Origin of the sequence: Burkholderia sp. AU33803, assembly GCF_002223095.1 — a bacterium.
Lineage (GTDB): Bacteria > Pseudomonadota > Gammaproteobacteria > Burkholderiales > Burkholderiaceae > Burkholderia.
Genome location: NZ_NKFJ01000005.1, coordinates 570,591 through 592,063 on the forward strand (window position 1 = coordinate 570,591; position 21,473 = coordinate 592,063).

Genomic DNA, 21,473 nt, shown 5'->3' on the forward strand with positions numbered 1-21,473 from the left:
GCGGTCGTCATGCCCGCATTAGACCAGCACGCGCTCGATCCCGCCATTGTTCGCACGTGCGACATAATCGGCCATCCAGTTCTCGCCGAGCACCTGGCGCGCGATTTCGACCACGATGTAGTCGGCTTCGAGGTTCGCGTCCTCGCTGTAGCGCGACAGGCCCTGCAAGCACGACGGGCAGCTCGTCAGGATCTTCACGTCCGGGCCGTTCGCGGCCGCGGCGGCCGGCGCCGGCGCGTTGCCGGCCACGACCGGGATGCTGCGCAGCTTCGCGGCCCCCTTGCGGATCTCCTCTTCCTTGCGGAAGCGGACCTGCGTCGACACGTCCGGGCGCGTGACCGCGAGCGTGCCCGATTCGCCGCAGCAGCGCTCGTTCTTCTCGATCTTGTAGCCGTCCTTTTCCGAGCCCATCAGCTCGTTGACGAGCTTCACCGGGTCCATCGTCTTGATCGGCGTGTGGCACGGGTCGTGATACATGTAGCGCGTGCCCGTCACGCCATCGAGCTTCATCCCCTTCTCGAGCAGGAACTCGTGGATGTCGATGATCCGGCAGCCCGGGAAGATCTTGTCGAATTCGTAGCCGGCGAGCTGGTCATAGCAGGTGCCGCACGACACGACCACCGTCTTGATGTCGAGGTAGTTCAGCGTGTTCGCGACCCGGTGGAACAGCACGCGGTTGTCGGTGACGATCTTCTCGGCCTTGTCGTACTGGCCCGAGCCGCGCTGCGGATAGCCGCAGCACAGGTAGCCCGGCGGCAACACCGTCTGCACGCCGGCTTCCCACAGCATCGCCTGCGTGGCCAGCCCGACCTGCGAGAACAGGCGCTCGGAGCCGCAGCCCGGGAAGTAGAACACCGCTTCCGAATCGACGGTGGTCGACTTCGGATTGCGGATGATCGGCACGATCTTGTTGTCCTCGATGTCGAGCAGCGCGCGCGCCGTCTTCTTCGGCAGGTTGCCCGGCATCTTCTTGTTGACGAAGTGGATCACCTGCTCGACCACGGGCGGCTTGCCGACCGTCGCGGGCGGGTGCTGCGTCTGCTTCGTCACGACCTTCTTCAGCATGTCGTTCGCGAAACGCTGCACCTTGTAGCCGGCGCCCATCATCACGCTGCGCGCGACGTTGATCGTCTGCGGGTTGGTCGCGTTCAGGAAGAACATGCCCGCCGCATTGCCGGCGTTGAACTTCTTCTTGCCCATCTTGCGCAACAGGTTGCGCATGTTCATCGTGACGTCGCCGAAGTCGATCTTCACCGGGCACGGCGTCGCGCACTTGTGGCACACCGTGCAGTGGTCGGCCACGTCGTTGAACTCGTCCCAGTGCTTGATCGACACGCCGCGGCGCGTCTGTTCCTCGTACAGGAACGCCTCGACCAGCAGCGAGGTTGCGAGGATCTTGTTGCGCGGGCTGTACAGCAGGTTCGCGCGCGGCACGTGCGTCGCGCACACCGGCTTGCACTTGCCGCAGCGCAGGCAGTCCTTCACCGAATCGGCAATCGCGCCGATATCGGACTGCTTCATGATCAGCGACTCGTACCCCATCAGCCCGAAGCTCGGCGTGTACGCGTTGCGCAGATCGGCGCCTTCGAGCAGCTTGCCCTTGTTGAAGCGGCCGTTCGGGTCGACGCGCTGCTTGTACGCGCGGAATTCGGCGATCTCGTCGTCGGTCAGGAACTCGAGCTTCGTGATGCCGATGCCGTGCTCGCCGGAAATCACGCCGTCGAGCGAACGCGCGAGCGTCATGATGCGTGCGACCGCCGCGTGGGCGTCCTGCAGCATCTCGTAGTTGTCGGAGTTGACCGGCAGGTTGGTGTGGACGTTGCCGTCGCCGGCGTGCATGTGCAGCGCGACGAACACGCGGCCGCGCAGCACCTGCTTGTGGATCGCCTGCGCCTCGTCGAGGATCTGCTTGAACGCGCCCCCGTTGAAGATCGCGCGCAGTTCGGCGCGGATCTCCTGCTTCCACGAGATGCGGACCGTGCGGTCCTGCGTGACGTGGAACACGGTCGCGCCCGGCTGCTCGTCCGCGCGATCGGCGAACTTCTCGGCAAGCGCCTCGTAGCCGAGCTGCACGAGGTAGTGCTGCGCCTCGCGCAGCGGCTGGTCGAGCCGGTCGCGCACGAATTCCCAGCGGGCACGCACGCGCTTGAGCAGCTCCAGCGCCTGCTGGACCCGGTCTTCGAGCAGTTCGGCGCTCGGGATCTCGTTCGCGTCGTCGGTCTTGCCGAGCGGCAGGTTGCCGGCACGGAAAAACGCTTCCAGCGCGTCGACGAGCTGCAGCTTGTTCTTCAGCGACAGCTCGATGTTGATCCGCTCGATGCCGTCGGTGTACTCGCCCATCCGGTTCAGCGGGATCACGACGTCTTCGTTGATCTTGAACGCGTTCGTGTGCTTCGCGATCGCGGCCGTGCGGCTGCGGTCGAGCCAGAAGCGCTTGCGCGCCTCCGCGCTGACCGCGACGAAGCCTTCGCCGCTCTTGCCGTTCGCCATCCGGATCACTTCGGACGTGGCGTGCGCGACCGCATCGGCATCGTCGCCGACGATGTCGCCGATCAGCACCATCTTGGGGAAGGCATTGCGCTTGCTCTTGGTCGCGTAGCCGACCGCGCGCAGGTAGCGCTCGTCGAGGTGCTCGAGGCCCGCGAGGATCGCGCCGCCCTGCTTCGACGTTTCGAACAGGTAATCCTTGATCTCGACGATGCTCGGGATCGCCTCGCGCGCCTGGCCGAAGAATTCGAGGCAGACGGTGCGCGTGTGCGCGGGCATCTTGTGCAGCACCCAGCGCGCGGACGTGATGAGCCCGTCGCAGCCTTCCTTCTGCACGCCCGGCAGGCCGGCGAGGAACTTGTCGGTCACGTCCTTGCCGAGCCCTTCCTTGCGGAACCGGCGGCCTTCGATCTCGAGCATTTCGGTGCGCAGCAGCTTCTCGCCCGGCGCATACGCGCCGTCGAACCACTTCAGCTCGAAACGCGCGACCGCGATGTCGTGGATCTTGCCCTGGTTGTGCTCGTGGCGCGTGACTTCGAGCCAGTTGCCGTCCGGGTCGACCATCCGCCACCACGCCAGGTTGTCGAGCGCGGTGCCCCACAGCACGGCCTTCTTGCCGCCCGCGTTCATCGCGACGTTGCCGCCGATGCAGGATGCGTCGAGCGAGGTCGGGTCGACCGCGAACACGTAGCCGGCCGCTTCCGCCGCCTCGGTCACGCGGCGCGTGACGACGCCCGCGCCGGAGAAGATCGTCGGCACCTTGTGCGCAACGCCCGGCAGTTCGGTCAGCTCGACCGCGCCGAGTTGCTCGAGCTTCTCGGTGTTGATGACGGCGGAGAACGGCGTGAGCGGCACCGCGCCGCCCGTGTAGCCGGTGCCGCCGCCACGCGGGATCACGGTCAGGCCGAGCTCGAAGCAGGCCTTGATGAGGCCGGCGATCTCGGCTTCGCTATCGGGGGTCAGCACGACGAACGGGTATTCGACACGCCAGTCGGTCGCGTCGGTCACGTGCGACACGCGCGACAGCCCGTCGAAACGGATGTTGTCCTTCTGCGTGCAGCGGCCGAGCGCCTTGGTCGCGCGGCGGCGCAGGTCGGCCATCTTCTCGAATTCGTCGGCGAACTCGTTGACCGCACGCTGCGCGGCGGTTTCGAGCATCTCGACGCGCGACGCGCGCTCGCGGCCCGCGTCGTCGCGGTGCTCGGTGAGATCCGCGCTGCGGCGCTTGCCGATTTCGGTGAGGCGGTGGTTCAGCGCCTCGATCAGCAGCGCGCGACGCTTCGGGTTGTCGAGCAGGTCGTCCTGCAGGTACGGGTTGCGGCGCACGACCCAGATGTCGCCGAGCACTTCATACAGCATCCGTGCCGAGCGGCCCGTACGGCGCTCGGCGCGCAATTCGTCGAGCACCGACCACGCCTCTTCGCCGAGCAGGCGGATCACGATCTCGCGATCCGAGAAGGACGTGTAGTTGTAGGGAATCTCGCGCAAGCGGGGCGCGGGGTCGGCGGCGACGGCGGCGGCCGCGCCATGCGGATCGAAAACTTGTGGTGCGTTCATGTTCGGACGACTCGGAGGGCCGATACACCGTGCACGGGCGTCGGCAAGCGCGTGGGCGCAATCTTGGGGAAATCTGTTCTGTTACCAGGCGCGCGGCTGTCCTTCATGGGGCCGGAGCGGGCGACTCGCCCCTCCTGGCCGGCGACAGGGCCTGGCGGCACTCGGAACGATCAGCACGATCGCGCGCGGCGCGCATGCCGTTCGGCCGCGGGGCTGGCTGCGCGCGGCGTCGGCTTCAACGGTGCGATCCGAGGGTGCCTCTGCATCTTCCGATCCTTGATTCAAAACGGAATTCTAACCCATGATCGGGCCACGCGTGACACGTCGGACAGGTCGTGGGGCTATCCCCGCGAGCCGCGCCAGGCCTGGCTCGGCGCGATTTCATGCGATCATTCGCCGTCCGTCCGGTCGGTAACCGTCCGGTTAAGCCGGTAAAAAGGCGGCGCGCGCTCGCCGACGCCCGCCCGCACGGCCCCGCGAGCCCCCGCTCGGCATGCCGCTTGCGTGCAGGCAGACCCTTGGCGCTATCATTGATCCTTTACCGTCTGCTTTCCGTACTGCACGCGAGCGCCCATGGCATCCCACGATTACCTGAAGAAAATCCTCACCGCGCGCGTCTACGACGTCGCGATCGAGACGGAACTCGAATCCGCCCGCAACCTGTCGGCCCGCCTGCGCAATGCCGTCTACCTGAAGCGCGAGGACAACCAGCCGGTGTTCTCGTTCAAGCTGCGCGGCGCGTACAACAAGATGGCGCACATTCCGGCGGAAGCACTCGCGCGCGGCGTGATTACGGCGTCGGCCGGCAACCACGCGCAGGGTGTCGCGTTCTCGGCGGCCCGGATGGGCGTCAAGGCCGTGATCGTCGTGCCCGTCACGACGCCGCAGGTGAAGGTCGATGCGGTGCGTGCGCACGGCGGCCCGAGCGTCGAGGTGATCCAGGCCGGCGAGTCGTACAGCGACGCGTATGCACACGCGGTCAAGGTGCAGGAAGAGCGCGGCCTCACGTTCGTCCACCCGTTCGACGATCCGTACGTGATCGCCGGCCAGGGCACGATCGCGATGGAAATCCTGCGCCAGCACCAGGGCCCGATCCACGCGATCTTCGTGCCGATCGGCGGCGGTGGGCTCGCGTCCGGCGTCGCGGCCTACGTGAAGGCGGTGCGCCCGGAGATCAAGGTGATCGGCGTGCAGGCCGAGGATTCGTGCGCGATGGCGCAGTCGCTGGAAGCCGGCAAGCGTGTCGAGCTGAGCGAGGTCGGCCTGTTCGCGGACGGCACCGCCGTGAAGCTGGTCGGCGAGGAAACCTTCCGGCTCTGCAGCGAATACCTCGACGGCGTCGTGACGGTGAACACCGACGCACTGTGCGCGGCGATCAAGGACGTCTTCCAGGATACGCGCAGCGTGCTGGAGCCGTCCGGCGCGCTCGCGGTCGCGGGCGCGAAGCTCTACGCGGAACGCGAAGGCATCGAGAACCAGACGCTCGTCGCGGTCACGTCCGGCGCGAACATGAACTTCGACCGGATGCGCTTCGTCGCCGAGCGTGCGGAAGTGGGTGAAGCGCGCGAAGCCGTGTTCGCCGTCACGATCCCCGAGGAGCGCGGCAGCTTCAAGCGCTTCTGCTCGCTCGTCGGCGACCGCAACGTCACCGAGTTCAACTACCGGATCGCCGATGCGCAGGCCGCGCACATCTTCGTCGGCGTGCAGATCAAGCGCCGCGGCGAATCGGCCGAGATCGCCGCGAACTTCGAATCGCACGGCTTCAAGAGCGTCGACCTGACGCACGACGAGCTGTCGAAGGAACACATCCGCTACATGGTGGGCGGCCGTTCGCCGCTCGCGCTCGACGAGCGCCTGTTCCGCTTCGAATTCCCGGAGCGCCCGGGCGCGCTGATGAAGTTCCTGTCGTCGATGGCGCCGGACTGGAACATCAGCCTGTTCCACTACCGTAACCAGGGCGCGGACTACAGCTCGATCCTCGTCGGGCTGCAGGTGCCGCAGGCGGATCGCGCCGAATTCGAACGCTTCCTCGCGGCACTCGGCTATCCGTATGTCGAGGAGAGCGCCAACCCGGCTTACCGCCTCTTCCTGTCGTAAAGGCGTCACGCATGAATCCCGAACATTCCCCGCTCGGCAAGGCCACCGTCTACGCCGCCCAGTACGACGCGTCGCTGCTGTTCCCGATCCCGCGCGCCGGCGCGCGCGAGCAGCTCGGCATCACGTCGGCGCTGCCGTTCTTCGGCACCGACATCTGGAACGCCTACGAGCTGTCGTGGCTCAACGCGCGCGGCAAGCCGCAGATCGCGGTGGCGACGTTCTATGTGCCGGCCGAATCGCCGAACATCGTCGAATCGAAGTCGTTCAAGCTGTATCTCGGCTCGTTCGCGCAGACGAAATTCGATTCGATCGACGCAGTGCGCGACGTGCTGAAGCGCGACGTATCGGCCGCGTGCGGCGCGACCGTGTCCGTGCAGCTCGTGTCGCCGCACGATTTCGGCAAGCTCGAGATGGACGAGCTCGACGGGCTGTCGCTCGACCGGCTCGACCTCGACACCGACGTGTACGAACCCGATCCGTCGCTGCTGTCGGCCGCTGAAGACGAAGCGCCGGTCGAGGAAACGCTCGTGTCCGACCTGCTGCGCTCGAACTGCCCGGTCACCGGCCAGCCCGACTGGGGCAGCGTGCAGATCCACTACGTCGGGCCGCAGATCGACCACGCGGGCCTGCTGCGCTACATCATCTCGTTCCGCAATCACACGGGCTTTCACGAGCAGTGCGTCGAGCGGATCTTCCTCGACATCCTGCACGCGTGCAAACCGGTGAAGCTCGCGGTGTATGCGCGTTATACGCGCCGCGGCGGGCTCGACATCAACCCGTTCCGCACCAACTACAACCAGCCGATGCCGGATAACGCGCGTAATGCGCGGCAGTGACGGCGGCGGGCGGCCGCCGCGGTTCGCAGTCGGCGACGCGCGGCGACCACCCCAGACAAGAGCAGCCCGGCCGGGATTAACCGGCCGGGCTGTTTTTCATTGTGCAGAGACGCGCGGACAGCCCTCACCCGCTCACCGGCCGCTCCGGAAGAATCTCCACCAGGCGCAACAAGTAGCCGTCGGGATCCTGCACCAGCATCTCGATCTGGCCATGCTCGATCTCGTCCTCCCGATACCAGGACGTGCGCGGCTCGACGAACAGCGTCACGCCCGCGGCGTGAATCCTGTCGAGGATGGGCTCGAGCGCATCGACCTCGATCTGAAAGTTGATCCCGCGCCCGAGCGGCGGCTCCAGCGGGCCGGTCAGCCAGCTCTCCGGGCTGTATTGCTCGAGCATCAGCTGAGCGCCCCCGCTCTCGAGATAGGCGAAACCGTCTTCCGGACGCTCGAAGCGGATCCGGAATCCGAGCACGTCACGATAGAACCGAACGCTTCCGGCAAGGTCCGAGCAGATCAGCTCCGGCACCAGCGCAGCCCATTTCATGCATGTCCTCCCCATAAGGTCATGCGGCACATTACATGAACGGACGGGATGCGTTGCGGCGGTTGTGGCCTCGGAAGCGCCATCGGCCAGTCGACCGGTGCCCTGCACATGAAAAACGGGCCCGGCGCACGTGAATGCGCCGGGCCCGTTGCGTAGCGGCTCCTCGTGGCGGCGTTACTTCGCCGGCGCCTTGTACGCGATGCAGTCGACCTCGACCTTGCAGTCGATGACCATGCTCGACTGCACGCACGCGCGTGCCGGCGGATGCTCGCCGAAGTACGAAATGAACACCTTGTTGAACGACGCGAAATCGCGCGCGTCGTCGAGCCACACGCCGCAGCGCACGACGTGCTCGAGGCCGTAACCGGCTTCCTTCAGGATCGCGATCACGTTCTCGATCGTCTGCTTCGACTGCGTGACGATGCCGCCTTCGACGACCTCGCCATTCACCATCGGCGTCTGGCCCGACACGTACAGCCAGCCGTCGGCCTCGACCGCGCGTGCGAACGGCATCACCTGGCCGCCCGTGCCCTTCGCTTCGCCTACGCCATATCGCTTCATCGTTTCTCTCCTTGTTTGTCGGCCGGAGCCGGCGCTTCAGCGCCTGCTCCGGCCCCATGCAACGCACGGTTACGGATGCGCGCACCGACGACGGCGCGCGCGGCAGATCGGAACAACCACCGCGTTCAGAACGCGGCGTCGGCACTCGCCGGCACGCGCTCGCCGCGCGCGACGAAGCCGCCGGCGCGCTCGCCGGTCGGCTGGCCGTTTTCATAAGTGAGCACGCCGTTCACCCACACGGCGTCGATCCCGTGCGCGGGCTGCTGCGGCTTCTCGAACGTCGCGGCATCGATCACGCTCGCCGGGTCGAACAGCACGAGATCCGCGTGGTAGCCCACGTGCACCTCGCCGCGCCGCGCGAGCCCGTAGCGGCGCGCGGACAGCGATGTCATCTTGCGGATCGCTTCCTCGAGCGGCAGCAGGTTCGTGTCGCGCACGTAGTGGCCGAGCACGCGCGGGAACGCGCCCCACAGCCGCGGGTGCGGCAGCGGATCGTTCGGCAGGCCGTCGGAGCCGACCATCGTCGCGGGATGCGACAGGATCCGGCGCACGTCGTCCTCGGACATGTTGTGGTACACCGCGCCCGCCGGGCGGATGCGCTGCGCGGCTTCCTGCTCGGTCACGCCCCACTCGGCCGCGATCGCCTTCAGCAGCTTGCCCGCCACTTCCGGGTGCGGCTCCGACCACGTGATCGTGATGTCGATGTCGCCCGTCACCTGCTTCAGGTCGAGCGTCGACGAGCTGCGGCTGTACGGATAGCAGTCGCAGCCGACCGGCTGGTAGCGGCGCGCGCCTTCGAGCGACGCGAGCACCTCGGTGCTGCGCCCCCAGTTCGACGGGCCTGCGCACTTCAGGTGCGAGATCACGACGGGCACGCGTGCATGGCGGCCGACCTGGTACGCCTCCTCCATCGCATCGAGGATCGCGTCGAACTCGGTGCGCATGTGCGTGGTGTACAGCGCGCCCGCATTCGCGAGCGGCTCGGCGAGCGCCATCACCTCTTCGGCCGGCGCCGCGAACGCGGAACCATATGCGAGGCCCGACGACAGGCCGAGCGCGCCGTTCGCGAGCGCCTCCTCGAGCTGCGCGCGCATGCCGGCGATCTCGCCGTCGGTCGCCGCGCGGTCGAGGCGGTCCATCTGGTTGTTGCGCAGCGCCGTGTGGCCGACGAGCGCCGCGACGTTCACCGCCGGACGCGCGCCGTTCACGGCAGCGACGTAGTCGGCGAAGGTCGGGTACTGGAACGCACCGCGCTCGCCGAGCAGGTTCATCGGATCGGGCGGATCGCCCGCGAGCGTCACCGGCGACGCGCTGATCCCGCAGTTGCCGACGATCACGGTCGTCACGCCCTGCGAGATCTTCGGGATCATCTCCGGTGCGCGGATCACGTGCGTGTCGTCATGCGTGTGCACGTCGACGAAGCCCGGCGCGAGCGCGCGGCCGTTCGCATCGACGACGTTCTCGGCCAGCCAGTTCGACAGGTTGCCGATCGCCGCGATCAGGCCGTTGCGGATCGCGACGTCGCGCGTGACGGGCGGCGCGCCGGTACCGTCGTAAAGCTGCGCACCGACGATCAGCGTGTCGGCGGCTTCGGGATGCGAATGCATGGTCAGTCTCCTACCGGTTGACGGTCTCCGCCGCCGCGATGCGCATCGAGCGCGTGCTTGATGCGGCGCAGCGATTCTCGGCCCGCATCGCCGAGCCGCAACGCGACTCCGGTGACGAGCACGTCGATCGCCATCATCATCGCGTAACGCGATGTCGACGGCTTGTAAATGAAATCGGTTTCGAACGCGACGACCGGAATCAGGTGGTCGGCCAGCTTCGCGAGCGGCGATGCCGGCGCGGTGATCGCGATCAGCTTCGCGCCGTAGCGCTTCGCGAGCCGGCAGCTTTCGAGCAGCTCGGGCACACGCCCGCTCACCGACAGCGCGACGACGACGGTGTCGCGCGACAGCGTCGCGGCCACCATCCGCTGCAGCAGGCTGTCCTGGTAGCTCGCGACCGGCCGGCCGAAGCGCACGAGCCGGAAGCGCAGCTCGTCGGCGAGCGCGGTCGAGCCGCCGCCCTGGCCGTACACGTAGGTCATCTTCGCGGCGGCGAGCAGGTCGGCGGCTGCGTCGAACGACGTGTTGCGCAGCAACTGATGGTTGTGCGCGAGCGCCACGCGAATTTCGTCGTAGACCATCGACGCGGGGCTCGCGTCGTCGGCCGGCAAGTCGTCGGACGGCACCAGAAAGCGCTGGCCGACGGCCGCCGCCTGCGCGACGAGCACCTTCAGTTCGCGCACGTCGCGGCAACCGACCGCTTTCGCGAAACGCGTGACCGTCGCGACGCTGACCTCCGCGTCGCGTGCCAGCGCGCCGATGCTGGCATGCGCGGCGCGCGCCAGGTCGGCGAGGATGAACGCCGCGACCTTGCGCTCGGCTTCGCGCAGCTCGGGCGCACATTCGGCGATCCGCGCAACGATGTCGAGCACCGGCGGAGCGGCCGGCGCCGGGTGAAGCTCGGCTGCGAGCGGGGCGGACGGAGTGGCGGGCGTATTCATCAGCGGAAAAGGGTGCGAAGCTCGATGTTACTAAATAACACCACCGCGCCGATGCTACTTTCTGTACCATCGGCGTGTCAACTTCAGTGCAATGCATAGTGATGATGGAGCGGGATGACATGAAAGTTACAAACTATCAGGAAGCGACGATCGATCCGTTCGGCAAGGGCCTCGGCAATCTGCCCAGCGCGAGCGTGCCGCTCGGCGACGCAGGCCGCCTCGAGTGGAACCTGCTTGCGGAAGACGTCAGCCTCCCGGCCGCCGTGCTTTACGAGGACCGCATCGAACACAACCTGAACTGGATGCAGGCCTTCGTCCAGAAGTACGGCGTCAAGTTCGCGCCGCACGGCAAGACGACGATGGCGCCGCAACTGTTCCGCCGCCAGCTGGATGCCGGCGCGTGGGGCATCACGCTCGCGACCGCGCACCAGACGCAGGCCGCGTATCACGGCGGCGTGCGCCGCGTGCTGCTCGCGAACCAGCTGGTCGGCCGCCAGAACATGACGATCATCGCCGGGCTGCTGTCCGATCCCGATTTCGAATTCTTCTGTCTCGTCGATTCGGCGGAGAGCGTCGACCAGCTCGGCCGCTTCTTCGGTGCGCTGAAGAAGCCGCTGAACGTGCTGCTCGAGCTCGGCGTGCCGGGCGGCCGCGCGGGCGTGCGCGATGCCGCGCAACGCGAGGCCGTGCTCGCCGCGATCGCGCGCTATCCGGACACGCTGAAGCTGGCCGGTATCGAACTCTACGAAGGCGTGCTGAAGGAAGAAGGCGAGATCCGCACGTTCCTGCAGGAAGCGGTCGCGCTCACGCGCGAGCTGGCCGAAGCCGGCCGCTTCGCGCGCACGCCGGCGATCCTGTCCGGCGCCGGTTCGGCGTGGTACGACGTGGTCGCGGAGGAATTCGCGAAGGCGTCGAACGCCGGCTTCGCGGAGGTCGTGCTGCGTCCGGGCTGCTACCTGACGCACGATGTCGGCATCTACAAGAAGGCGCAGACCGACGTGTTCGCGCGCAACCCGATCGCACGCACGATGGGCGAAGGGCTGCTGCCCGCGCTGCAGCTGTGGGCCTACGTGCAGTCGGTGCCGGAGGCGGATCGCGCGATCGTCGCGCTCGGCAAGCGCGATGCGGCGTTCGACGCGGGGCTGCCGGAGCCGGCGCGCCACTTCCGCCCGGGCCGCGACACAGCGCCGCGCGACGTCGCCGCCACCGAAGGATGGGCCGTGACCGGAATGATGGACCAGCACGCGTACCTGCAGATCCCGCCGGGCGCGGACGTGAAAGTGGGCGACATGGTCGCGTTCGACATCTCGCACCCGTGCCTGACGTTCGACAAGTGGCGCCAGGTGCTCGTGCTCGATCCGCAGTTCGGCGTGACGGAAGTCGTCGAAACCTTCTTCTGACGCCCGTCGCGCACGGCGCGCACCACCGCCCCGCCGCTCGCGCGGGGCGGCCGTCACGCGCGCTTCAAGCGGCCGGAGTACACTGCGCTTTCGTCCTCGGGGCCCCACGCGGGCGTGGCACTTGCCTGTCGCGCGGGCCCTCAACGCAGCTCCACTGGAGAAAGCCATGGCCGCGAAGAAGATCCTGTTCCTGACCGGCGATTTCGCCGAAGACTACGAAACGATGGTGCCGTTCCAGGCGCTGCAGGCCGTCGGCCACCACGTCGATGCAGTCTGCCCGGGCAAGCGCGCGGGCGACAAGATCAAGACCGCGATCCACGATTTCGAGGGCGACCAGACCTACACCGAGAAGCCCGGCCACCAGTTCACGCTGAACGCGGCGTTCGACGACGTCGACGCATCGCGCTACGACGCGCTCGCGATCGCGGGCGGTCGCGCGCCCGAATACCTGCGACTCGATCCGAAGGTGATCTCGCTCGTGCGCGAGTTCGCCGAAGCCGGCAAGCCGATCGCGGCGATCTGCCACGCGGCGCAACTGCTCGCGGCCGCCGACGTGATCCGCGGCAAGCGCATCTCGGCCTACCCGGCCTGCGCGCCCGAGGTGAAGCTCGCCGGCGGCGAATACGCGGACATCCCGGTCGATGCGGCCGTGACCGACGCGCCGTTCGTCACCGCGCCCGCGTGGCCCGCGCATCCGGCGTGGCTCGCGCAGTTCCTCGCGCTGCTGGGCACGCGCATCGAGCTTTGAACCCGCGTCTGACCGTAAGTGAATTGAGATGAGATGAAGGGCCGGGCCGGCGGTGGATGCGCGCCGCCCTGCCCGCGCTTCAGCGTGCGACCGGCGTCGAGCCGACGTCCGCGATCCGCGACTCCAGCATCGCCAGCGCACCCGACAGCGCAGTCAGCACGTCGTCCGGCAATTGCGCCATCGTCTGTTCGAGAAACGCCTTGCGGCGCGGCAGGCACGCGTCGAACGCGGCGCGGCCGTCGTCCGTCAGCGTCACGTTGGTCACGCGATTGTCGCGTGCGTCGGATTCGCGCTGGATCCAGCCGAGCGCGTCGAGCGACTTCAACTGGCGCGTGAGCGCGCCCGGATCGACGCGCAGCACTTCGACGAGCTTCTTCTGCGACGAATGCCCGCCCATCGTGTGCAACGCGACCATGATGCGCCAGCGCGGCATCGGTTGCCCGACGTGCGCCTCGAACGCGGTCATGAACGCGCGATACGTGCGTCCGAATTGCTGCAAGATCGCGACGCGGTCCTGTTCTTCCATGCGCTCAGTTCTACTCGTTCAATCGTTCAGTCGGCCGCGACATGCGGTTCGATCTTGTGCCGCAGCGCGATCGGCGGCACGCGGCGGCACTGCCACACCGACACCACGGCGACGACCGCCGCCATCGCGACGCCCAGGTGAATCGCACCGACGAGCGATTCGCGGGCCGCTTCCAGCAGCAGCGCGCCATTATGCCCGGCCCGCGTCAGCTCCGCGACGAGACCGCCCTGCGCGGCGCGATCGATCAGAATCTGCGGATCGGCGAGCTGCGCATGCCACTGCATCGCGTGGTCGGCCGACAGCGCATCGCGCACGCCGCTCGAATACATCTGGTTGACGAGCGTGCCGGTGAGCGCGGTACCGACCATCCCGCCGACCATCCGCAGCGACTGCAGCAACGCCGTGGCGATACCGAGATGCTCGCGGCCGGCCGTCTGCTGCGCGAAGACGGTGAGGTTCGGCAGCACGAAGCCGAGCCCGATGCCGCCCGCGACCATCAGCGCCATCAGCAGCCACTTCGGCGTCGTGTGGGTCGACACGACGATGCCCGCGCAGGTGATCGCGAACAGCACGAAGCCGACGTGCAGCATCGCATTCGGGTTGCGGATACGCGTGACGACACGGCCGTTCATGATGCTGCCGATCGTGATGAACACGACGAGCGGCGTGATCACGAGCCCCGCCTCCTTCGGCGACATTCCGAACCCGCCCTGGAACAGCAGCGGCGCGTAGAACAGCAGCGAGAACATCGCGAAGCCGGCGAGGATCGCCAGCACGAAGAGCGCCGACAGCGCACGGTTGCCGAACATGTCGAACGGCAAGATCGGCTGCGCGCAACGCTTCTCCCAGTGCCACAGGCCGAAACCGGCCGCGACCGCGACGACGAGCAGCAGCGACGCCCAGCTCGCGACGCCGTACTTCGGCAGCCATTCGACGAACAGCTGCAGCGCGCCGAGCGACAGCGCGATCAGCAGCGCGCCCGGCCAGTCGAGCCGCATCTTGCGATCGTGCTCGACGTGGCGCAGGTGCGGCAGGTAGCGCCACACGAACAGCAGCGACAGCAGGCCGACCGGCAGGTTCACGTAGAACACGGAGCGCCAGCCGAACGACTGGGTCAGCACGCCGCCGAGCGACGGCCCGACCGCGTTCGCGATGCCGAACGCGGAGCTCATCAGCACCTGCCAGCGCAGGCGCACGACGGAATCGGGGAACAGGTCGGGAATGCACGCGAACGCGGTGCCGACCAGCATCCCGCCGCCGATCCCCTGCAGCCCGCGGGCGAGCACGAGCATCAGCATGTCGTTCGCCATCCCGCACAGCACGGACGCGCCGGTGAACACGACGATCGACACGATGACGAACGGCTTGCGGCCGTAATAGTCGCCGAGCCGGCCGAAGATCGGCACCGTGATCACGGAACTGAGCAGGTACGAGGTCGCGACCCATGCGTACAGGTCGAAACCGCGAAGCTCGGCGACGATGGTCGGCAACGCGGTGCCGACGACGGTCTGGTCGAGTGCGACCAGCATGGTGACAAATGAGATCCCGATCATCGCCAGCAGCGATTCGCGGAACGGCAGGACTTGCCCGCTCGAATGGTGGGCGGCAGTATGGACGGCCATTTTTTGTTGGCGCAACTTTTGACGAGTCAAACAATCTCAAAATTCTAGCACGCCGGAGTAATCTAGGCTGGCGACGGTCAAACCGAACCAGACCGCCAAGGAGAAAGATGGAACCGATTTCAATCACCCCCGCGATCACGCTGTCCCAAGAGGATCGGGACGCGCTGTGGCGCGCGAAGCAGGTGCTGGAAAGCCCGTCGCTGACGATGAAGCTGACGGGCATGCTCGGCGCGCCGGTCGAGAAAATGATCGCCCGGCTGCCGGATTTCGCGACCGGCAAGATCAACGACGCGACGCAGCTCGCGCTGCGCAAGTGCCTGAACATCGCGCTGCGCACGCTCGGCAAGCCGCCCGGGCCGGACGCCGAACCCGACAAGCCGAGCAACCTGCTGCACAAGCTCGCGGTGGCGACGACCGGCGCGGCGGGCGGCGCGTTCGGCTTTCTCGCGCTGCCGGTCGAGCTGCCGGTGACGACGACGCTGATCTTCCGCTCGGTGTGCGACATCGCGCGCAGCGAGGGAGAAGACCTGGGCTCGGTCGATACGCAGTTGCAATGCCTGGCCGTGCTTGGCATGGGCGGCAACCCGGACAAGCAGGAAGAGGACGCCGATCTCGGCTATTTCGTGCTGCGCGGCGCGCTCGCGCAGGCGATCTCGAAGGCGTCGTCCGACATCACGACGAAGGGCATCGCCGCGCACAGCTCGGCGGCCGTATTCAAGCTCGTGCAGACGGTGGCGTCGCGCTTCTCGGTGCAGGTGACCGAGCAGATGGCCGCGAAGTCGATTCCGGCGATCGGCGCCGTGCTCGGCGCGACCGTCAATACGCTGTTCATCGACCACTTCCAGCAGATGGCGCACGGCCACTTCACCGTGCGCCGGCTCGAGCGCAAGTACGGCACGGTGGCCGTCAAGGCCGCCTATCAGGCGATCGACGCCTCGCCGGCGCGCTGAACCGCACGCTCGACCGCGACGCGGCGCAGGAACGCGGCCGCGCGGTCGAGCGCGTCACGTGCCTCCGGCACCATCGGCGCGTACAGCTGCCACACGTGCGGCATGTCGGGCCACACCTCGATCTCCACCGCGACCCCGGCCGCCTTCGCCTTCTCGGCGACGCGGCGCGAATCGTCGAGCAGCACCTCGGTGCTGCCGACCTGGATATACAGCGGCGGCAGCCCCGTGAAATCCGCATAGAGCGGCGATGCGTACGGATTCGTGCCCGGCTCGTCGCCCAGGTACAGCTTCGCGGCCTTCGCCAGCGCCGCGCCCGCGAACATCGGATCGGCGCCGTCGTTCGTGCGCAGCGTCGCGCCGGTGGCGGCGAGATCGGTCCACGGCGAGAACAGGATCGCGCCGGCCGGCAGCGGCTCGCCGCGGTCGCGCAGTGCGACGAGCGTCGCGAGCGCAAGGCCGCCGCCCGCCGAATCGCCGCCGAGCACGATCGACTCGGGCGGCGTGCCGAGCGCCAGCAATTGCCGGTACGCGGCGAGCGCATCGTCGAGCGCGGCCGGGAAGCGGTGCTCGGGCGCCAGCCGGTAGTCGAGCGAGAACGAGCGCACGCCCGCGCGCTTCGTCAGGCCGAACACGAGCGGACGGTGGGTCTTCGTCGAACAGAAGTAATAGCCGCCGCCGTGGAAGTACAGCAGCGTGCGGCCGGGGCCGCGACCCGCAACCGAGTCGGTGCGTTCGAGCCATTCGCCGCGCAGCGGCGCATCGGCCGGGCCATAGCACTGGCGCAGCCGGTAGCCCGACGGCGCACGGCGCGGCACAACCATCCGCAGGTCGGTAAAGCGCCGTGCGCGGGCGGGATCGAGCACCTCGCGCGTGGTCTCGGGACGGAACTGCCAGCGCAGCAGCCAGCAGGCGAACTTGCTTTGCCAACTCATCGGACGCACTCCGTAATCACAGTGTGACGATGGTACGTGCGATCGCTCCCGCACCGCTCGACAGGTGCCTCTACTTGACATCCTCCCGCGCCTGAAGGCTCGGGATTCCTACCGCGTTTGAAACGATGATGCTCGTCTCGGATCGCCTCGGCGGGTTCCTGCTTCACGGAGCGGCCCGACTGCACCGGCTCTCCACAGGCTGCAACGCGGTGCCCCCGCGCCAGTATGTTGATCGCATCGACCACATCGGCATGGCCCTCATGCCCGCACCCGACACAGCGGAATGCCGCCTGCGGCTGCCGGTTTCCGGCGCTCACGGATCAAACGCCGGCGCTCAGTTCGCCGGCATCACCTGGCCGCGAATCTCGCCGGCCGGGTGCTCCTTCGTATGGACGTTGAAATACCACTTGCCGCCCATCAGGTCGGTGACCTGCGCGTCGGTGAGCTCCTTCGAGCCCTTGATCGGGCTCGCCAGTTCCTCCTTCGGAATCGGCACCTGCACGCCCGCGTTCTGGCCGACCGGCGCCGGCCCGTGGAAGTGCGCGGCGGTGGCCGGCCCCGTGAGGTGCTCGTAGGTGACCTTCCACTGCAGCATGTGCGTGGCCGTGTCGTAGGTGGCTTCGACGTCGCCCGAGCCCTTGGTCGCCGTGGGCGGCACCTCACTCGACGGCTGGAGATTGGCGGACAGACGCACCGTTTCGGCGGCGGCGCTGCCGGCGGCCAGCACGCCCGCGAGTAACGCGACCTGGAGCAAACGCAGCTTGAGCATGGACTCTCCTTGTACGACGTTGTACGCCACCCGAACGGGGGCGCCAGATAGGATGGTAGTCGATCGCCGCCGGTCCGGGAGTCGACCGAACGGCCATGCAGCGAATCGCCGCACCGCGCCCGGCCGGCCCGCTCGCACGGCGCACGGCGCACGGCGCACGGCGCGTCAGTCTGCATCAACCTGGAATGGACCTTTGCAGCCGGATGACTGAATCGGCCCGCGGCCTTTCGCTACACTTCGTCTCACAGTTGCTTGTTTCCTTCGTCCGAAGGAGTCTGCGAGTATTCACGCGGCCGCCCGGCCGCGTTTTTTTTGCGCACGCCGCCGTCGGATCCGGTTCACCCCGTATCAGGCACGACGAAGCGAGCGCACCGCTTCACGTCACGCGCGATAGCCCGGATCGATGCGATCGACCATCCGCTGCAGCGCGTCGAACGCGTCCTGCCCCGCGCCATGCTTCGGATCGAAATTCAGCGAGTCGCGCACGCACCCCTCGAGCACCGGCGGCGCGATCGGCAGCGCGTCGCCGATCGCATGCGTGGCGACCTGCACCTCACATGCGCGATTGAGCAGCCACATCAGCGAGAAGGTCTGCGCGAGCGTCGCGCCGATCGTCACGGGCCCATGGTTGCGCAACAGCAGCACCGGCCGCCCGCCGGCGCTCTCGACGATGCGCCGCCCCTCTTCCAGATGCACGGTGATGCCCTCGAAGTCGTGATACGCGATCTTCCCGTACAGCTGCGCCGAATAGAAATTGGAGAACGACAGCCCGTCGCGCGAACAGCACACGGCCATCGTCGGCGTCGTGTGCACGTGCATCACGCAGTGCGCATCGGGCAGCGCCGCATGGATCGCGCTGTGGAACGTGAAGCCGGCCGGATTGATCGGCCAGTCGGAATGACCGATCACGTTGCCGTCGATGTCGATCTTCACGAGGTTCGACGCGCACACCTCGCGGTAATGGAGCCCGAACGGGTTGATCAGGAAATGACCGTCCTCGCCCGGCACGCGCAGCGAGATATGGTTGTAGATCAGCTCGGTCCAGCCGAGATGGTCGAAGATGCGGTAAGCCGCCGCAAGCTGCACGCGCGCCTGCCATTCGGCTTCGGAGAAACGGGCGGGGCGCGTGAACGGCTGGTTCGGGACACGTTGCATGGGGGAACTCCGGTTGCGGGTGTGCGCGGCACGCGTGGCGCGAGCCGCCCGGCGGCCCCGTCGCACACGCCACATTAGTTGCGCGCACAACCATATCACGCTTCCCCGCGCACCGGAAACGCGGGTTTAGCCGGAGCGCTTCCGTCCCCTTAAAGCTGGTCGTCCACCGGCAGCAGCATGAACATGCCGGTCATCACGTTGCGCAGCAGCCCCGCGTGCGGATCGACGTGATAGGTGGTCGGCTGGCCGTTGTCGATGCCCGTCCATTCGAGTTCGGGCGACCCGCCCCCCGCGGGCGTGACGAGGCTCACGCGGTAGCTTTCATCCGGCCGGGTCACGCGCGCGAAAATCGTCGCGACCTGCTGCGCGAGCGCCGGGCTGTGGATCACGAGCGCCAGTTCGGTGTTCAGGTGCGCGGAACGCGGATCGAGGTTCATCGAGCCGATCACGAGGATCTTCCGGTCGATCACGTACGCCTTCGCATGCAGGCTCGCCCGCGAGCGCGACCCGAACAGGCGCGCGCGCGGCTGGCCCGGCTGCGCCTTGAACTCGTACAGCTCGACGCCGTGCCGCAGCAACGGCACGCGATACGGACCGTAGCCGGCCTGCACGGCGACCGCATCGGTCGCGGCGAGCGAATTCGTCAGGATCGCGACGCGCACGCCGCGCGCGGTCGCGTCGCCGAGGATCTTCACGCCCGCGTCGTGCGGCACGAAATACGGCGAGAATGCGAGAAATTCCTGCTGCGCGCCGCGCGTGAGGTCCACCAGGCGCTGCATCGGCGGGCTCACGTACGCGTCGGTCGGCCGCGCGACCTTGTCGGGCGCGTCGACCTTGAACTCGGCCGGCGCCCACACGAGCGCGAGCTCGTCGCGTGAGATCTGCTGCGCGAGCGGCGTCGCGTTCAGCGGCTTCGCGTTGTATGGATCGGCGTTCGTGCGCCAGTGGGCGCGCAGCTCGTCGCGCGTCGCGTCGAGGTCCTTCGGATCGAACGACTGGTGATTCAGCACGCGCAGCGGATAGCTGCTCGCGCTCGACCAGTACGCGTCGAAGCTCGCCGAGACGTCGTTCGTCACGGGGCCGGCGGCCAGCACGTCGAGATCGCGGAACTGCAGCGTCGGGCTCGCGTTGAAGTATTCGTCGCCGAGATTGCGGCCGCCGACGATCGCGATCTGGTTGTCCGCGATCATCGCCTTGTTGTGCATCCGGCGCGTGAAGCTGTCGATGCGCGTGAAGAAATTGGCCGTACGTTCGACCATCCGCTGCTGCGACGCGCCGAACGGGTTGAACACACGGATCTCGATGTTCGGGTGCGTGTTCAGCGCGGCCATGATGCGATCGATGTCGCGGAAGTTCAGGTCGTCGACCAGCATCCGCACGCGCACGCCGCGATCGGCCGCGTAGAGCGCCGCGGCGAGCAGCAGCTTGCCGGTCGTGTCCTCGGTCGCGATGTAGTACTGCATGTCGAGCGTCTTCGTCGCGGCGCGCGCGAGCGCGATGCGCATCTGCAGCGCCTCGGCACCTTCCGGCAGCAGCCGGAACCCGGACTGGCCCGGATGCGCGGCCTCGGGCGCGGCCAGCGCGTCGCGCAGCGGCGTCGCGGTATCGGGCGGCAACGCGTGGGAGACCGGGCGCTCGAGCGTGGTGGCGGGCGGATGCGTCGCGCAGGCGGCGACGAGCGACAACAGCATACCGACGGCCAGTGCGCGGGCCGGGCGGCAGGCGGCGCGCCACGACAGCGCGGCCGGTGCGCGCCGGATCAAAGAGGTGAACACGGAAACTTCCTCGACTGGCGGAACAAAAGGCCCGCATGCGCCGCGGCGCGCGGCTGGCGCGCGGTTCCGGCCGATTCTAGTGGGCGCCCGATGAACCGGTCAATCGCGCGGGGCGCCGCCGGCAGCTTCAGGCCACGGACGACCGCCCGCCTGCCGGGCACCGATGCCCCGCCGCTCCGGAGTCGCCCGCCGGACGGGCCACGCGCCGAAGTGGCCCAACCAACTTCATGCGCCATCGCCGCTGCGCTCGAAATGGCTTCGCACATAGTCGATGTGCGTCTGCATCGCGGTGCGCGCCTCCTCGGGCCGTTGCGCACAGATCGCGTCGCACACGACGCGGTGCTGCAGCAACAGCAGCTCGGACGCCTGCTCGTCGTGCGTCGTCATGCCCGCCACGTTGATCGAGATGTGCTCGCGCAGCATCCCGATCACGCTCGTATGCAGGTGCAGGAACATCGTGTTGTGCGACGCAAGCGCGATCGCCTCGTGCAGCTTCGCGTCGGTCGCGGCTTCGACGGCCGCGGCGCCGTTCGCGTGCGCGGTTTCGAGCTCGCGCAGCAGCGCACGGATCCGGCGCCGGTCGTTCGCATCGGCGCGCAGCGCGGCGAAATAGGCGGTCGCGCCTTCGAGCACGCGGCGGAACTCGAGGATGTCGTCGCGCAGCGCCGGATGATCGGCGACCAGCTGGCCCCACGGCGACGCGATCCCGGCACGCAACTGGTCGGTCACGTAGACACCCGCGCCGCGCCGGCTCTGCAGCAGCCCGCGCGCGACGAGCCGCTGGGTCGCCTCGCGCACCGTATTGCGCGCCACGCCGTATTCCTGCGCGAGCACGCGCTCGGCCGGCAGGCGCGCGCCGGCCGGCCAGGTGCCGTCCAGCAACGCCGTCTCGATCTTGCGCATCACCACTTCGGTCCGGCCCCGGGCCGTCATCGCTGCCATCGTCGCGTCTCCCTGCGCAATGCC

17 protein-coding genes and 1 pseudogene are annotated in these 21,473 nt (G+C 67.9%); 5 read left to right on the plus strand and 13 right to left on the minus strand.

Annotation, left to right across the window (positions count from 1 at the left end; all coding sequences use genetic code 11):
- Positions 1-18 precede the first annotated feature (18 nt).
- A complete protein-coding gene (locus CFB41_RS14480) occupies positions 19-4,044 on the minus strand; it encodes a DUF3683 domain-containing protein (RefSeq protein ID WP_089456905.1) in 4,026 nt (1,341 codons plus the stop codon).
- Positions 4,045-4,617: 573 nt separating this feature from the next.
- Here CFB41_RS14480 and ilvA point away from each other — a divergent pair.
- A complete protein-coding gene (ilvA, locus tag CFB41_RS14490) occupies positions 4,618-6,141 on the plus strand; it encodes a threonine ammonia-lyase, biosynthetic (protein ID WP_089440998.1) in 1,524 nt (507 codons plus the stop codon).
- Positions 6,142-6,152: 11 nt separating this feature from the next.
- On the plus strand, positions 6,153-6,977 hold the full coding sequence (gene queF, locus CFB41_RS14495) for an NADPH-dependent 7-cyano-7-deazaguanine reductase QueF (protein ID WP_089426312.1): 825 nt from the start codon (positions 6,153-6,155) through the stop codon (positions 6,975-6,977).
- Positions 6,978-7,101: 124 nt separating this feature from the next.
- Here queF and CFB41_RS14500 read toward each other — a convergent pair whose 3' ends face one another.
- The 4 genes from CFB41_RS14500 to CFB41_RS14515 form a co-directional block, all read right to left on the minus strand.
- Positions 7,102-7,521, minus strand: coding sequence for a VOC family protein (locus CFB41_RS14500; protein ID WP_089457204.1), 420 nt, complete (start codon positions 7,519-7,521; stop codon positions 7,102-7,104).
- A gap of 174 nt (positions 7,522-7,695) precedes the next feature.
- On the minus strand, positions 7,696-8,082 hold the full coding sequence (locus CFB41_RS14505) for a RidA family protein (protein ID WP_011353171.1): 387 nt from the start codon (positions 8,080-8,082) through the stop codon (positions 7,696-7,698).
- 125 nt (positions 8,083-8,207) lie between these two features.
- The gene (locus CFB41_RS14510; protein ID WP_089440999.1) at positions 8,208-9,689 is read right to left on the minus strand and encodes an amidohydrolase family protein; all 1,482 of its coding nucleotides are present in this window, start codon (positions 9,687-9,689) and stop codon (positions 8,208-8,210) included.
- Positions 9,690-9,691: 2 nt separating this feature from the next.
- Complete coding sequence (locus CFB41_RS14515; RefSeq protein ID WP_089456907.1) at positions 9,692-10,630, minus strand: MurR/RpiR family transcriptional regulator; 939 nt, start codon at positions 10,628-10,630, stop codon at positions 9,692-9,694.
- A gap of 119 nt (positions 10,631-10,749) precedes the next feature.
- Between CFB41_RS14515 and CFB41_RS14520 the strand changes: the two genes are divergently transcribed.
- On the plus strand, positions 10,750-12,030 hold the full coding sequence (locus tag CFB41_RS14520) for an amino acid deaminase (RefSeq protein WP_089456908.1): 1,281 nt from the start codon (positions 10,750-10,752) through the stop codon (positions 12,028-12,030).
- A gap of 166 nt (positions 12,031-12,196) precedes the next feature.
- Complete coding sequence (locus tag CFB41_RS14525; RefSeq protein WP_021161332.1) at positions 12,197-12,778, plus strand: DJ-1/PfpI family protein; 582 nt, start codon at positions 12,197-12,199, stop codon at positions 12,776-12,778.
- Positions 12,779-12,857: 79 nt separating this feature from the next.
- Here the strand turns inward: CFB41_RS14525 and CFB41_RS14530 are convergent, their stop codons facing one another.
- Both CFB41_RS14530 and CFB41_RS14535 read right to left on the minus strand, forming a co-directional pair.
- Positions 12,858-13,304 (minus strand): MarR family winged helix-turn-helix transcriptional regulator, encoded by a 447-nt coding sequence (locus CFB41_RS14530; RefSeq protein WP_089456909.1) that lies wholly within the window; start codon positions 13,302-13,304, stop codon positions 12,858-12,860.
- A 26-nt stretch (positions 13,305-13,330) separates the two neighbouring features.
- Complete coding sequence (locus CFB41_RS14535; protein WP_089441003.1) at positions 13,331-14,926, minus strand: MDR family MFS transporter; 1,596 nt, start codon at positions 14,924-14,926, stop codon at positions 13,331-13,333.
- Positions 14,927-15,033: 107 nt separating this feature from the next.
- On the opposite strand from CFB41_RS14535, the gene CFB41_RS14540 reads away from it, so the two are divergent.
- A complete protein-coding gene (locus CFB41_RS14540) occupies positions 15,034-15,876 on the plus strand; it encodes an EcsC family protein (RefSeq protein WP_089456910.1) in 843 nt (280 codons plus the stop codon).
- On the opposite strand, the gene CFB41_RS14545 is transcribed toward CFB41_RS14540, so the two are convergent.
- From CFB41_RS14545 to CFB41_RS14570, 6 genes and pseudogenes are all read right to left on the minus strand, one after another.
- Positions 15,846-16,808 (minus strand): alpha/beta hydrolase, encoded by a 963-nt coding sequence (locus CFB41_RS14545; protein WP_089456911.1) that lies wholly within the window; start codon positions 16,806-16,808, stop codon positions 15,846-15,848. The two genes, CFB41_RS14540 and CFB41_RS14545, sit on opposite strands and share 31 nt — an antisense overlap.
- Before the next feature lie 140 nt (positions 16,809-16,948).
- A pseudogene (locus CFB41_RS38605) lies at positions 16,949-17,125 on the minus strand (cytosine methyltransferase); the annotation flags it as partial.
- A 17-nt stretch (positions 17,126-17,142) separates the two neighbouring features.
- On the minus strand, positions 17,143-17,577 hold the full coding sequence (locus CFB41_RS14555; protein ID WP_046544429.1) for a CHRD domain-containing protein: 435 nt from the start codon (positions 17,575-17,577) through the stop codon (positions 17,143-17,145).
- A gap of 381 nt (positions 17,578-17,958) precedes the next feature.
- Complete coding sequence (locus CFB41_RS14560) at positions 17,959-18,732, minus strand: class II aldolase/adducin family protein (protein WP_071335076.1); 774 nt, start codon at positions 18,730-18,732, stop codon at positions 17,959-17,961.
- Positions 18,733-18,881: 149 nt separating this feature from the next.
- Positions 18,882-20,507, minus strand: coding sequence for a phospholipase D family protein (locus tag CFB41_RS14565; protein ID WP_089456912.1), 1,626 nt, complete (start codon positions 20,505-20,507; stop codon positions 18,882-18,884).
- A gap of 225 nt (positions 20,508-20,732) precedes the next feature.
- Positions 20,733-21,449 carry a FadR/GntR family transcriptional regulator gene (locus CFB41_RS14570; protein ID WP_069248848.1) on the minus strand — a complete coding sequence of 239 codons (717 nt, stop codon included), beginning with the start codon at positions 21,447-21,449 and terminating at the stop codon, positions 20,733-20,735.
- Positions 21,450-21,473: the final 24 nt, after the last annotated feature.

Coding starts and splice junctions, on each gene's coding strand:
- CFB41_RS14480 (WP_089456905.1), bottom strand. CDS start 4,044: ATGAACGCACCACAAGTTTTCGATCCGCATGGCGCGGCCGCCGCCGTC.
- CFB41_RS14530 (WP_089456909.1), bottom strand. CDS start 13,304: ATGGAAGAACAGGACCGCGTCGCGATCTTGCAGCAATTCGGACGCACG.
- queF (WP_089426312.1), top strand. CDS start 6,153: ATGAATCCCGAACATTCCCCGCTCGGCAAGGCCACCGTCTACGCCGCC.
- CFB41_RS14505 (WP_011353171.1), bottom strand. CDS start 8,082: ATGAAGCGATATGGCGTAGGCGAAGCGAAGGGCACGGGCGGCCAGGTG.
- CFB41_RS14540 (WP_089456910.1), top strand. CDS start 15,034: ATGGAACCGATTTCAATCACCCCCGCGATCACGCTGTCCCAAGAGGAT.
- CFB41_RS14570 (WP_069248848.1), bottom strand. CDS start 21,449: ATGGCAGCGATGACGGCCCGGGGCCGGACCGAAGTGGTGATGCGCAAG.
- CFB41_RS14555 (WP_046544429.1), bottom strand. CDS start 17,577: ATGCTCAAGCTGCGTTTGCTCCAGGTCGCGTTACTCGCGGGCGTGCTG.
- CFB41_RS14520 (WP_089456908.1), top strand. CDS start 10,750: ATGAAAGTTACAAACTATCAGGAAGCGACGATCGATCCGTTCGGCAAG.
- CFB41_RS14545 (WP_089456911.1), bottom strand. CDS start 16,808: ATGAGTTGGCAAAGCAAGTTCGCCTGCTGGCTGCTGCGCTGGCAGTTC.
- CFB41_RS14560 (WP_071335076.1), bottom strand. CDS start 18,732: ATGCAACGTGTCCCGAACCAGCCGTTCACGCGCCCCGCCCGTTTCTCC.
- CFB41_RS14500 (WP_089457204.1), bottom strand. CDS start 7,521: ATGAAATGGGCTGCGCTGGTGCCGGAGCTGATCTGCTCGGACCTTGCC.
- CFB41_RS14510 (WP_089440999.1), bottom strand. CDS start 9,689: ATGCATTCGCATCCCGAAGCCGCCGACACGCTGATCGTCGGTGCGCAG.
- CFB41_RS14515 (WP_089456907.1), bottom strand. CDS start 10,630: ATGAATACGCCCGCCACTCCGTCCGCCCCGCTCGCAGCCGAGCTTCAC.
- CFB41_RS14525 (WP_021161332.1), top strand. CDS start 12,197: ATGGCCGCGAAGAAGATCCTGTTCCTGACCGGCGATTTCGCCGAAGAC.
- ilvA (WP_089440998.1), top strand. CDS start 4,618: ATGGCATCCCACGATTACCTGAAGAAAATCCTCACCGCGCGCGTCTAC.
- CFB41_RS14535 (WP_089441003.1), bottom strand. CDS start 14,926: ATGGCCGTCCATACTGCCGCCCACCATTCGAGCGGGCAAGTCCTGCCG.